General features: G+C 47.4%; 12 protein-coding genes and 1 riboswitch. Of the genes, 8 read left to right on the top strand and 4 right to left on the bottom strand.

Translation table 11 applies throughout. The features are described 5' to 3' along the window. Window positions 1–18: 18 nt before the first annotated feature. Window positions 19–996, bottom strand: a complete 978-nt coding sequence (locus A7sIIA15_RS03180; protein WP_095685756.1) for a carbohydrate kinase family protein — start codon at window positions 994–996, stop codon at window positions 19–21. 31 nt (window positions 997–1,027) lie between these two features. Further along, window positions 1,028–1,372 (bottom strand): iron-sulfur cluster insertion protein ErpA, encoded by a 345-nt coding sequence (gene erpA / locus A7sIIA15_RS03175; RefSeq protein ID WP_095685755.1) that lies wholly within the window; start codon window positions 1,370–1,372, stop codon window positions 1,028–1,030. Window positions 1,373–1,478: 106 nt separating this feature from the next. Here erpA and A7sIIA15_RS03170 point away from each other — a divergent pair, with 106 nt between their 5' ends. After that, window positions 1,479–2,009 carry a DUF3043 domain-containing protein gene (locus A7sIIA15_RS03170; RefSeq protein ID WP_095685754.1) on the top strand — a complete coding sequence of 177 codons (531 nt, stop codon included), beginning with the start codon at window positions 1,479–1,481 and terminating at the stop codon, window positions 2,007–2,009. Here A7sIIA15_RS03170 and A7sIIA15_RS03165 read toward each other — a convergent pair. Continuing rightward, window positions 2,006–3,007 carry an aldo/keto reductase family protein gene (locus A7sIIA15_RS03165; protein ID WP_095685753.1) on the bottom strand — a complete coding sequence of 334 codons (1,002 nt, stop codon included), beginning with the start codon at window positions 3,005–3,007 and terminating at the stop codon, window positions 2,006–2,008. The genes A7sIIA15_RS03170 and A7sIIA15_RS03165 overlap by 4 nt on opposite strands. Window positions 3,008–3,089: 82 nt before the next feature. Continuing rightward, a riboswitch (adenosylcobalamin-variant (AdoCbl-variant) riboswitch) is annotated at window positions 3,090–3,155 on the top strand. Window positions 3,156–3,285: 130 nt separating this feature from the next. On the opposite strand from A7sIIA15_RS03165, the gene A7sIIA15_RS03160 reads away from it, so the two are divergent. From A7sIIA15_RS03160 to A7sIIA15_RS03145, 4 genes are read left to right on the top strand one after another with little or no spacing between them, the layout of a single operon-like run. Beyond that, window positions 3,286–3,819 carry an SCO2322 family protein gene (locus tag A7sIIA15_RS03160; RefSeq protein WP_095685752.1) on the top strand — a complete coding sequence of 178 codons (534 nt, stop codon included), beginning with the start codon at window positions 3,286–3,288 and terminating at the stop codon, window positions 3,817–3,819. 7 nt (window positions 3,820–3,826) lie between these two features. Next, on the top strand, window positions 3,827–4,573 hold the full coding sequence (locus A7sIIA15_RS03155) for an energy-coupling factor transporter transmembrane component T family protein (protein WP_095685751.1): 747 nt from the start codon (window positions 3,827–3,829) through the stop codon (window positions 4,571–4,573). Continuing rightward, window positions 4,570–6,177 (top strand): ABC transporter ATP-binding protein, encoded by a 1,608-nt coding sequence (locus A7sIIA15_RS03150; protein ID WP_095685750.1) that lies wholly within the window; start codon window positions 4,570–4,572, stop codon window positions 6,175–6,177. Before A7sIIA15_RS03155 ends, A7sIIA15_RS03150 begins: the two co-directional genes overlap by 4 nt. Beyond that, complete coding sequence (locus A7sIIA15_RS03145) at window positions 6,174–6,977, top strand: ECF transporter S component (protein WP_223298292.1); 804 nt, start codon at window positions 6,174–6,176, stop codon at window positions 6,975–6,977. The genes A7sIIA15_RS03150 and A7sIIA15_RS03145 overlap by 4 nt, the downstream gene beginning before the upstream one ends. Here the strand turns inward: A7sIIA15_RS03145 and gcvT are convergent. Then, window positions 6,955–8,043, bottom strand: a complete 1,089-nt coding sequence (gene gcvT, locus A7sIIA15_RS03140; RefSeq protein WP_095685749.1) for a glycine cleavage system aminomethyltransferase GcvT — start codon at window positions 8,041–8,043, stop codon at window positions 6,955–6,957. The two genes, A7sIIA15_RS03145 and gcvT, sit on opposite strands and share 23 nt — an antisense overlap. 38 nt (window positions 8,044–8,081) lie before the next feature. Between gcvT and A7sIIA15_RS03135 the strand changes: the two genes are divergently transcribed. Genes A7sIIA15_RS03135 through sucB form a run of 3 tightly spaced genes read left to right on the top strand, consistent with a single transcriptional unit; the run spans window position 8,082 to window position 12,673 of the window. Then, a complete protein-coding gene (locus A7sIIA15_RS03135) occupies window positions 8,082–9,572 on the top strand; it encodes a leucyl aminopeptidase (RefSeq protein ID WP_095685748.1) in 1,491 nt (496 codons plus the stop codon). Window positions 9,573–9,618: 46 nt separating this feature from the next. Then, a complete protein-coding gene (gene lpdA / locus A7sIIA15_RS03130; RefSeq protein WP_095685747.1) occupies window positions 9,619–10,986 on the top strand; it encodes a dihydrolipoyl dehydrogenase in 1,368 nt (455 codons plus the stop codon). A 16-nt stretch (window positions 10,987–11,002) separates the two neighbouring features. Next, a complete protein-coding gene (gene sucB / locus A7sIIA15_RS03125; protein WP_095685746.1) occupies window positions 11,003–12,673 on the top strand; it encodes a 2-oxoglutarate dehydrogenase, E2 component, dihydrolipoamide succinyltransferase in 1,671 nt (556 codons plus the stop codon). The last annotated feature ends 4 nt before the right edge of the window (window positions 12,674–12,677 follow it).

Raw genomic sequence — 12,677 nt, 5'->3', positions numbered from 1 at the left:
GTCACAGATTCTTAGGCCTTAAAAACTAAGGTGTGGCGCTATTTGCGAGGCCGCTTCTGCCCCATAAGCAGCTTCAAAGCGGGCTAAGAACTCATCACTACTAAAGCGATATTCCTGGGTTCCCATCGTCTCTATCACGTAGGTGGCAATCAAAGATCCCAACTGGGCGCATCTCTCATGGCTCAAACCCCAAGCAAGGCCGGCGATAAAGCCTGATCTAAATGAATCTCCAACACCTGTTGGATCTGTCTTTGATTTCTCCTTGGGCACTCCTACTTGAACGAACTCCCCAGCTGCACTTTCAACTTTGGCACCCTTTGATCCCAAGGTCACCACACGGATCTTCACATGCTCCAAAATCTCACGATCACTCCAGCCCGTCTTTTGCATGGCTAGGGCAAGTTCGTATTCATTCAGGAAAAGATAAGAAGCGCCATCGATGAGAAGTTTGATTTCCTCACCTGACATTCGTGCCATTTGCTGGGAAGGATCTGCAGCAAATGGGATGCCTTCTTTGCGGCAGACATCAGAGTGATGCAACATCGCTTGAGGATCATCTGGTGAAATCACGACCATGTCGAAGCGGCCGGTTTTTTCCATAATGGGTCCTAATTCAATATTGCGGGCCTCACTCATCGCACCTGGGAAAAAGGATGCGATCTGATTCAGGTCATCATCAGTTGTGACCATAAAGTGGGCGGTATACAAAGAAGTTGAAACAAGTGCGTGTGATGTGTCCACACCGTGGCGTGAAAGCCAGGCTTCATAATCTGCCCAGTCTTTACCAACAGCGGCAATGAGTACTGGATTTAAACCAAGGACACCCATGCCATAACAGATATTGGCCGCACATCCTCCACGGCGAACATCCAAACTATCTACTAAAAATGAGAGTGAGACTTTTTCTAATGAACCTGCGACAAATGAATCAGTGAACTTTCCGGAGAAAGTCATCAAGTGATCTAAGCCAACTGATCCCGCTACGCCGATTTTCATGTGGCGATACTAGGGCCTTTTTTAGGTTTTATTAGTTAAATGAATCGCCGCATGCGCAAGAACCTGCTGCATTTGGGTTATCAATTGTGAAGCCTTGCTTCTCGATGGTGTCAACGAAATCAACAGTTGCACCCATCAAGTAAGGATCACTCATCTTGTCTACGATGACCTTTACTGAACCAAATTCGCGGACGATGTCGCCATCTTGATTGCGATCATCAAAGTAGAGCTGATAACGAAGACCAGAGCATCCACCAGGTTGAACAGCAACACGAAGATTCAAATCATCGCGACCTTCTTGCGCCAAAAGCGCAGCTACCTTTGCAGCAGCAACATCGGTTAGGGCAAGACCAGTGGTTGTAACTTCTGTAGTCATTTTCTCTCCTTGTTTGCTCCAAGCCTACCTTTCCCTCTCCCCTGGCGCGAGTTGTGACGTACCGTGAATATTTGTGGTTTTGCCCCACCCTTCTATAGTTCTCCCTATGACTACTGACTCAACTGGCAAAGGCCGTCCAACCCCAAAGCGCAAAGATGCCCAGGCAAAGGTGAAGGTTTCATCCCTATCCCCTGTTGTCACCAAGGAGCAAAAGCGCGCCCAGAAGTTGGCTTCCAGACAAGATCGCGTTAACTCGCGAGCTGCATATTTGCGCGGTGACGAGAGTGCGATGCCACTACGAGATAGAGGCCCAGAGCGCCGTTTTGTCCGTAACTACGTTGATGCTCGTCGCTCAATCGGTGAATACTTCCTGCCAATTATTTTCATAGTCTTAGTACTGACTTTGATTCAAGTGCCTGCAGTTCAATTTGCAGCAATTGCTCTGATGTATGCAGTTCTGCTTGTTGCAATCATTGATGGAGTTTTCTTGGGACGCAAAATTAAGCGCATCATTAACTCCAAATACCCAACTTCTAGTACAAAGGGCCTAGCAATGTATGCATGGCTTCGCTCAACACAGATGCGTCGTCTTCGTGCTCCTCACCCACAAACCAAAGTGGGCGACGTAGTTAATTAAGCTCTTGGATTAGGGCTGATGTTTTGAGCTGGATCCTTCTCAGGAAGATTGCCTAAAGCTTTATCAATGGCTCTCATGGTCTCTGCATCTAGTTTTACTCCAGCAGCCTTCACGTTTTCCTTAACCTGAGATGGCTTGGTAGCACCCACAATTGCACTTGAGACATTTGGATTTTGCAAAACCCAAGCAACAGAGAGCTGAGACATTGTTAACCCTGCTTGATCTGCAATTGGCTTAAGGTTTTGAACGGCCGTTAAAACATCATCCTTCATCCACTTAGAAATCATTCCAGCGCCACCCTTTTTATCGGTAGCACGTGAGCCGGCAGGTGGTTTCTTCCCTGGCAAATACTTTCCAGTTAAAACACCTTGTGCCATGGGCGACCAAACAATTTGGCCAATGCCTTCCTTTTGAGAAAGCGGAACTACTTCTGCTTCAATCACGCGCCATAGCGCTGAGTATTGAGGCTGGCTTGAAACAAAGCGGTTATAGCCTTTTGCATCTTGAATCTTTAAAGCTGCAGCGATTTGGCTAGCAGTCCATTCTGAGAATCCGATGTAGTGAACTTTGCCAGCACGAATCAAGTCATCAAAGGCACTGAGTGATTCTTCCAATGGAGTCTCAAAATCAAAGCGGTGCATTTGATAGAGATCAATGTGATCTGTTTGCAGGCGCTTGAGGGATGCGTTACAGGATTCAATAATGTGCTTGCGAGAAAGGCCGCGATCGTTTTTGCCTGGGCCTGTTGGCCAGTAGACCTTAGTAAACAGCTCATATGACTCACGACGAACACCTTTGAGCGCTTTACCAAGTACTTTCTCGGCGCGCGTACCTGCATAAACATCGGCAGTATCAAAAGTTGTGATTCCACAATCAAGTGCGGTCTTCACACATTTGATTGCAGAGTCGGCTTCAACTTGTGAGCCGTGAGTAATCCAGTTTCCATAAGAAATCTCGGATACATACATTCCAGTACTGCCAAGGCGACGATATTCCATGCCTAGAACTCTAAGTCCTTGCGCGCCTTGTTGCCAAACCAATCACTATGTGCTTTCCTACGCACACAACTTAATACGCCCTTCATTAGGGGAAGTTCGGTGAAATTCCGACGCTGACCCGCAACCGTATAGTCGGATTACCTAATGATTGGTTTTAGACAAACACCCGCCGAGGTTTGCGGGGTGTGGTCCACATGTCTTTGAGATTTTTATTTATCTCTTATTCGCGCGGCACTGCTCCCTGTGAGACTCTTTCACAATCGAGAGGCCCCACAGCAATGAAGATTAAAGCATTACTTATTTCACTACTCATTCTTTCCACATCAGTTCTCTTTATCCCCCAATCACAGGCTGCTGGCAAAGGCTGGCGCTACTGGGGTTATTTCCAAGCAGCTCCAGGTGCAACAAAGTGGACTGCTGCAATGACAGGACCGACAGTTGATATCGCAGATGGCGCAGTTGAAGGTTGGTCATTTGTATTTGGCGCTGACGATATCCCTTCTCTTGCGCCCGCAGTAAAACCTAGCTTTGCAAAGATCTGTGCTGGTGTTAAAGGTGACACAGACACTAAGCGAATCGGACTAGTCATTGAGTTTGGTTCAAAAGCCTGGGCACCCAAAGGTGAATCTCCAAAGAAAACAATCACTACCTGCGTTCGCACGGCAAAAACTTCACAGGGAATTGATGTTCTTGGTCAGGTCACAAAGATCCGTGCTGCTTCCTCTGGCTTGATCTGCGGCCTTGGTGGCTACCCAGCAAAGGAATGCGGTGTTGAAATCCCAACACCTAAATCTTTGATTAAGACCAAGTAATTCCTTAATGAAAAAACTTTCATTTCACCCACTGACGTGGTGGATTTTCTCGGGGGCCGTTGCCTTTGCAATAACCCGAGTGAACTCTCCAGTCTTTGCCATCGCGGCAGTGGGTGTTATGTCAGTGATTGTCTTTACGCAACGAGATGACGCCCCATGGGGACGATCATTTAACGCAACTTTGAAGCTATCCCTTTGGATCATCTCAATTCGAGCGATTATTGGCGTGCTCATTGGTGTTCCAATCCCAGGAACAACCCTTTTCACTATCCCTCGTCTGCCACTGCCTAGTTGGATGCCCGGTATTCGAATTGGTGGCGCCGTGACCTTAGAGCGCTTAACTTCATCGGTTTCTGAAGGAATCATCATCTGCGCAATCCTTGTGGTTTTTGGCGCAGCTGCATCACTGACAAGTCCACACCGCTTGCTGCGCGTTTTGCCTGTCTATGTCTATGAATTTGGAATTAGCGTTGTTATTGCCACTTCAGTGCTTCCACAATTAGTTTCAGCTGTCTCTCGTATTCGTATGGCACAGCGTTTGCGTGGTCAGAAGACCCACGGGGTTAAATCCTTCAAACGTATTGCTCTTCCATTACTTGAAGAGTCCTTAGCTAGATCACTTGATTTAGCTGCAGCCATGGATTCACGTGGGTACGGAATTAGCAAAAAGAGATCTAAGTATCGCCCGATCAAATGGGCACGAATTGATGTGGCCGTTGTCATTGCCGGCTTAGCGGTTGTGGGTCTTTCATGATTAAGTTTTCTAACGTTTCACTTATCTACCCAAACTCCACAACAACAGTTATTGAAGATCTCAACCTTCAAATCGCTGAAGGAGAGTTAGTTCTAGTTATTGGACCAACAGGTTCAGGTAAATCATCATTGCTACGCCTCATCAATGGCCTTGTTCCCCACCACACCGGCGGCATCTTGGCTGGAAGTATTGAAGTAGATGGAATATCAACTGCAGAAGTAAAGCCTGGTGGCCTGGCGCATTTGATTGGAATTGTGGGACAAAACCCCATTAATGGCTTTGTGGCAGATACGGTTGAAGAAGAACTCGTATTTGGCATGGAGGCCTTAAATCTTTCCAATGAAACTATGCGAAAGCGCGTGGAAGAAGTATTGGATTTAATGTCATTGGCTGCCCTTCGAAATCGCACGATTGCAACATTAAGTGGAGGAGAACAACAACGCGTTGCTATAGCAAGTGCCTTGGTTGCCCATCCAAAAGTCTTAGTTCTAGATGAACCAACAAGTGCACTCGATCCAATTGCTGCAGAAGAAGTGCTCTCAATTCTTCACCGCCTAGTCCACGATTTGAGCCTGACAGTTGTTATCGCAGAACATAAGTTAGAGCGAGTAATTCAGTTTGCTGATCGCATTGTTCACATTAATGGTGCAGGAACTGCCGTTGTTGGAACCCCTGAAGAAATCCTGATGAACTCCCCCATTGCCCCACCAATAGTTGAGTTGGCGAGAACACTCGGGTTAAAAGAGATTGGTGTTTCTGTTCGCGAAATGCGCCGAATGACGCAAGAGTTTAGAGACTCACACGAAGTCACTCAACAAGAAACCGCGAGTATCTCTTCCAAGCCATGTGTAAACATTAAAGACCTCACTATTTCCTATAGTGGCAAGAATGCAGTGAATTCTCTTTCAGCAACTATCTATGAAAATGAGATTGTTGCGATTATGGGTCGCAACGGAGCCGGCAAGAGCTCACTGCTACGTGCCATTGCTGGGGTAAGCGATAACGCAGCTGGTCAAGTAATCGTGAACGGTATTGATTCGCAGAAACTGCACAGTAAGCAAAGGCGAGAAAACGTTGGCTATATTCCACAAGAGCCAAGTGATCTGCTCTATGGGCAAAGTGTTGCTGAAGAGTGCAAGCAAGCCGATTCAGATAATCAAATTGATGCTGGGACAACTTTCACACTTCTTTCCCAACTTGTTCCTGGAATTTCGACCCATACCCATCCCCGCGATCTCTCTGAAGGACAGCGCTTAGGTTTAGCTTTGAGCGTGGTTCTATCGGCTAATCCGCGCCTTCTTATCCTGGATGAGCCAACTCGAGGTTTGGATTATCAGGCCAAACGAGTATTGACCAAGATGCTTATTGATTTTGCTCGAGTCTTTAATCGAAGCGTCATTATCGCTACCCACGATGTTGAGTTAGTAGCTGAATTAGCCACCCGAACAATCTTTGTTGCAGATGGTGACATCGTTGCAGATGGACCAACCATTGATGTTCTCCTATCTTCTCCAGCTTTTGCACCGCAAGTTTCAAAGATCATGGCGCCGCAACCTTGGTTAACGGTGGCCGATGTGGTCCGAGCTATTGAGGCGGATAAATGATGCGCACTAATGATGTTGTGAGATTTTCTCCCATTGGTACATCAGTACTTGCATTAGCTTCCTTGATTTCTGCTGCTGGATTTCTCTGGCCATTTTTCTATAATGGACAATCACTTCCACGCACGCAGCTTTTCTTTTGGGCAGCACTCACCGTTGCATTCATTTTAGTAATCGTTCAAATTTCTAACTCAGCGTTAGATGCAAAATCAGTTGCCCTCCTAGGTGTTTTATCGGCACTCATTGCAGCTCTTCGCCCGCTAGGTGCAGGAGCCGTTGGAATTGAACCCATGTGGTTTATTTTGATTCTGAGCGCTCGTGTCTTTGGTCCCTCTTTTGGATTTATTTTGGGACTTACATCAATGTTTGTTTCAGCCCTACTTACCGGTGGTGTTGGTCCATGGCTGGGTTACCAAGCATTTGCAGCAGCTTGGATTGGAATGGCTGCAGGAATGCTTGGCGGTAAAAAACTTAGAGGCTGGAAAGAAATGTTGCTTCTGATTTTCTTTGGCATCATCGCTGCACAGGTATTTGGAATCTTGATGGATCTACAGTTTTGGCCTTGGGCGCTGGGTGCTGACACACAATTGTCTTACATCGCCAATGGCGCAATAAGTGAAAACCTCTCTCGTTTCATCACTTTTCACTTTGCCACAGCAATGGCCTGGGATATCCCCCGGGCAGTCTTTACGACGATTCTCTTGGTGTTTTCAGGTAAGGCTGTTTTATCAGCGCTGCGTAGAACTAAGACCCGCGCTGCATTTTTAGAGCCGATTGAATTTAACGAACGTGTGAAGGCATAAAGGGAAGTTTTACAACTTCCACCATTGAGTCCCGGCCTCGCACATCAATAACTAACTGATCACCGATTTTCACAGATGCATCAAGGAGCGCGATTCCTATCCCCACTTTAAGTGATGGGGAAAAGGTCCCGCTCGTCACTTCACCTAGGGCTGCGCCATCCTTTGTTTTCACACTCATTCCACCACGTGGAATTCCACGGTCCAAAGATTTAATTGCAACGCTTCGGCGCTTTGCACCTTGAGCCTTTTGTGATTTCAAAACCTCTGAGCCAAGAAACCCACTCTTGTCCCAACCAATGGCCCATGTGGCACTTGCTTCCACCGGAGTGATCTCTAGTGAGAGTTCATGGCCGTGTAGTGGGTAACCCATTTCAGTGCGCAATGTGTCACGCGCTCCGAGGCCACACACTAATCCACCCACAGGTTCTATCGCTGCAACGATTGCATCCCAGACTTTGGAGGCATCTGCAGTCTTAGGTAGAAGTTCATAACCGAGTTCGCCTGTGTAACCGGTACGGCACAAAATTACGTCTGCTCCCCCGATGCTTACTTTTTCAAATGCCATGTAATCAATGGCGGTATTAACCCCAAGTGATTGCATCACTGCTGGTGCCAGTGGGCCCTGCACAGCAATTACTGCATACTCAGTATGTAGATTTGTCACAGTAATTCCCGCTGGGACATGAGCATTTAAAGTTGCAACAACATCAGTGGTATTTGATGCATTTGGGACTAAAAAGAAATCTTCTTCACTATTTCGATATGCAATAAGGTCATCAATGACCCCTCCCTTTTCATTACACAGCAGGGTGTATTGGGCAAAGCCATTTCCAATTCGACCAAGGTCGTTGGTAAACATTGAATTGAGGAACTCAAGAGCACCTTTTCCAGTCACACTGGCTTTGCCTAAATGCGAGACATCGAAAATGCCCACCTTTTCGCGGACCGCGCCATGCTCGGCTAGAACTCCTGCCCCTGGATACTCGATAGGCATCAGCCAACCACCGAAATCGGCCATCTTGGCATTTCGGGCTAGATGCTTATCGTGTAAAGGTGAGTGCTTCATAGTGTGAACCTACCAATACATCTATTACGCTGGCACCTATGACAACACTCAAAATCTCAGATGGCCTCGTTAAAGATGATCTCCTTGTTGTGGGTCTGGTTAGCACCAACACAAAAGGTGGCATCGCCATCGAATCAGGTGATTTAGCCCTTGATTCAAAATCTCTTCTGGCCTCTTTACTTGAGATGGGTGCAACTGGAAAAGCCGATGAAGTAACAAAGATGCCTGGTGGACCAGCACGGCTGATGGTCTTCACAGGTCTTGGTCCTAAATCTTCTACTTACTCTCATGAAGTTTTGCGCAGAGCAGCAGGTAGTGCATCTAGAGCGCTGGCAGGAAATAGTGGAGCAACTTTTGCCCTACCGACTCGCGATCTAGCAGGTGTGAGCGCTGTTGCAGAAGGCGCGGCCCTTGGTGCTTACGTTTTCAATGATTTCCGCGGATCTTCAAAAGATAGCCATAAGAGTGCATTGAAGTCAGCAACGATCTTCTCAAAGCTAGCGGGCAAAAGTGAAGCTAAAGAGATTACAAATCGTGCATCGATAATTGCTAAGTACACACACCTTGTGCGTGATCTGATCAACACACCTCCTAGCCACTTAACCCCTGACTCATTTACTAAAAAACTTGCTGCAAGCTTTAAAGCGGCCGGCGGTGCTAAAGCTGGCTTGAAGATAACTATCTGGGATGAGAAGCAACTCAAATCTCAAGGCTTTGGCGGCATCATTGGTGTGGGACAGGGATCTGCTAATCCCCCACGCCTGCTCTATATCTCTTACACACCAAAAGCTAAAAATGTTAAGCGCTTTGCACTTGTTGGCAAAGGAATCACCTTTGACACAGGCGGTCTCAATCTCAAGCCAGGTTTTGGTATGGAAGCAATGAAGTGCGATATGAGCGGTGCGGCAGCGGTATGTGCTGCAACGTTGGCTATCGCAGAACTTGCACTACCTGTGGCAATTGATTGCTGGGCACCACTTGCTGAAAATATGCCAAGTGATACTGCCACGCGTCCAAGTGATGTCATCACCATCTTTGGCGGAAAAACTGTTGAGGTTCTCAACCCTGATGCTGAAGGTCGCTTAGTTCTTGCCGATGCAATGGTGAAAGCTCAATCTGGCAAAAATAAGCTAGATGGCATGATTGATGTAGCCACTTTAACTGGAGCCCAAGTTGTTGCGCTGGGTACTCGCACTGGCGCAGTCATGACAAACAACCAAAGCTTTAGTGATTCATTTATCGCAATTGCAAAAGAGACAGGCGAGCAGTTCTGGCCCATGCCTTTACCTGTCGAGCTTCGAGCCTCTCTTGATTCTCCAGTTGCAGATATCGCTAACCGAGGCGATAAGAACGGCGGCATGATGGTTGCTGGCCTATTTTTAAAAGAGTTTGTAAGTGATGATCTTCCATGGTTACACCTTGATATTGCAGGTCCGGCCTTTAATGAGGGTAAGCCCCACGGATACACGCCAGTCGGTGGAACAGGTGTGAGCATGCGCTCACTCGTGAGATTGGTCGAACAGGCGTAGGTACGGCAGGATAGAGCCCTGAGCTCGAGGTAAAAGGGGTAGCGCAGTGTCGCAATTTGATTTAGTAATTCTGGGTGGCGGAAGCGGTGGCTATGCCTGCGCTTTGCGCGGTGCGCAGCTTGGCCTCTCAGTTGCTTTAATCGAAGCCGACAAAGTTGGTGGAACCTGTCTACATAAGGGCTGCATCCCGACGAAAGCGCTTTTGCACTCAGCTGAAATCGCAGATGGTGCCCGCGAAGGTTCTAAGTTCGGCGTGAAGTCCACATTTAATGGCATCGATATGGATGGCGTTAATTCATACAAGGACGGTGTTATCTCCCGTCTTCACAAAGGTCTACAAGGTTTAGTGAAGTCACGAAACATCACATACATCGAAGGTCATGGAAAGTTAGTTTCTAAAGACACGGTTGAAGTAAACGGACAGCGCTACACCGGCAAGAACATCATCCTTGCAACTGGCTCATATGCGCGCACTTTGCCTGGCCTTGAAATTGATGGCAAGCAGATCATTACATCCGATCATGGAACAAAGATGGATTATGTTCCAAAGTCAGTCATCGTTCTTGGCGGCGGAGTGATTGGTTGCGAGTTTGCATCTGTCTGGAAATCTTTTGGTTCAGAAGTAACAATTATTGAAGGCCTTCCTCATCTGATTGCACTAGAGGATGAGAGCTCAAGCAAGCAGTTAGAGCGTGCTTTCCGCAAGCGTGGAATTAACTTTGAACTTGGCGTTAAATTCAAATCTGCTGCCAAGAGCAAAAAAGGCGTAACAATTACTTTAGAAGATGGCAAAGAATTCACCGCAGATCTTTTGATGGTCTCTGTTGGTCGTGGTCCAGTATCTGCAAACCTTGGCTATGAAGAGCAGGGAATCACAATGGATCGTGGTTATGTGATCGTTGATAACAAGTGCCGTACCAATGTTCCAGGCATCTGGGCTGTTGGAGATTTAATTCCAACGCTGCAATTGGCACACGTTGGTTTTGCTGAAGGCATGCTCGTTGCTGAGGAAATCGCAGGATTAAATCCCCGTCCAATTAACTACGATGGAATTCCACGCGTTACTTACTCAGATCCAGAAGTTGCCTCCGTTGGTTTAACAACTGCAGAGGCTAAAAAGCGCGGTCATGATGTTGTCGAACTTAGTTATGACTTGGCTGGAAATGGTAAGGCTCAGATTCTGGGAACTGCTGGTTCAATCAAACTTGTTGGTGAAAAAGATGGCCCAATTCTTGGAGTGCACATGGTCGGCGCTCGTGTCGGCGAACTTTTGGCTGAAGCAGAGTTAATCTTTAACTGGGAAGCACGTGCAACCGATGTTGCATCCCTGATCCATGCACACCCAACACTGTCTGAGGCAATGGGCGAAGCTCATATGGCTCTTGCAGGCAAACCGCTTCACGCACACGGATAACCAAGGAGAGAAAATAATGACATTTTCCGTAACGATGCCGGCACTTGGTGAAAGTGTTAGCGAAGGAACAGTTACACGTTGGTTAAAGTCCGAAGGCGACCATGTCAATGTTGATGAACCACTTCTTGAAGTATCAACTGACAAAGTAGATACCGAGATTCCTTCACCTGTTGCTGGAACTCTTACAAAAATTGTTGTTCAAGTTGATCAGACAGTTCCAGTTGGCGCAGAGTTAGCAATCATTGCTGATGGCGCTGCTGCACCTGCTCCATCTGCGCCAGTAGCTGCTGCTCCTGCAGCACCTGTAACTCCACCGCCAGCAGCCCCAGTTGCTGCTGCACCTGCACCCGTTGCACCAGTAGCTGCAGCACCTGCTGCAGCAGGAGCCGGCACAGTAATCACAATGCCTGCATTGGGTGAGAGCGTGAGCGAAGGAACTGTTACTCGTTGGCTAAAAAACATTGGTGACTCTGTTGCCGTAGATGAAGCATTACTAGAGGTTTCAACAGACAAAGTTGATACTGAGATTCCTTCACCAGTTGCAGGAACTCTATTGGCTATTGATGTTGCCGTTGATACAACTGTTCCAGTTGGAGCACGTCTTGGATTAATTGGTACTAGCGGAGCAACGCCAGTAGCAGCACCTGCTGCTCCAAAACCTGCGCCAGTCGTTGCAGCACCTGTGGTCGCTGCGCCAGTTGCAGCAGCACCTGTTGTCTCTGCACCTGCTCCAGTTGCGGCAGCACCTGTTACACAACCTATTGATGCATATGTGACTCCCCTAGTTCGAAAGCTTGCAAATGAACTTGGCGTAAATCTTGCAAACGTTAAGGGAACTGGAATCGGTGGACGTATTCGACGTGAAGATGTTGAATTTCTAGCAAAGCCTGCAACTCCTTCATATTCAGCACCTGCACCAACTGCTCCAGCACCTTCTGCTGCTAAGCCAGCTGCAGTTGCAGTCTCTCCACTTCGTGGAACAACTGTGACAATGTCTCGACTTCGCAAAGTTATTGCAGCCAGAATGGTTGAATCACTTCAGGTAAGTGCCCAGCTAACAACTGTTGTGGAAGTTGATGTAACAAAGATTTCTCGTCTGCGCGATAAGGCAAAGGCATCATTTGAAGCCCGTGAAGGCGTCAAGCTTTCCTTCCTTCCATTCTTTGCAGTTGCAGTATGTGAAGCACTCAAGCAACACCCAGTTCTTAACTCATCCGTTGAGGGCGATCAAATTACTTATCACGGAGCAGAACACCTAGGAGTTGCTGTTGATACAGAGCGCGGACTCCTAGTTCCTGTTATTGCAAACGCTGGTGATTTGAATATGGGCGGCATCGCACGCAAGATTTCAGATCTTGCTGCTCGTACACGCGATAACAAGGTAACTCCAGATGAATTAGGTGGCGGAACTTTCACACTCACAAATACTGGTAGCCGCGGAGCACTCTTTGACACACCAATTATTAATCAACCGCAGGTAGCAATCCTTGGCTTAGGCGCAGTTGTTAAGCGTCCAATGGTTGTTCGCGGTGAAGATGGCGGAGAGACTATTGCTATCCGCTCAATGGTTTACCTAGGTCTTTCATACGATCACCGTGTAGTCGATGGCGCAGATGCAGCCCGATTCCTTGTTACGTTGAAAGAACGTCTAGAAGGCGGCGCTTTCGAATCAGATTTGGGACTCTAAGTAG

The sequence above is a fragment of the Candidatus Planktophila vernalis genome (assembly GCF_002288185.1).
GTDB lineage: Bacteria > Actinomycetota > Actinomycetes > Nanopelagicales > Nanopelagicaceae > Planktophila > Planktophila vernalis.
This window is presented reverse-complemented; position numbering and strand designations above follow the sequence as displayed.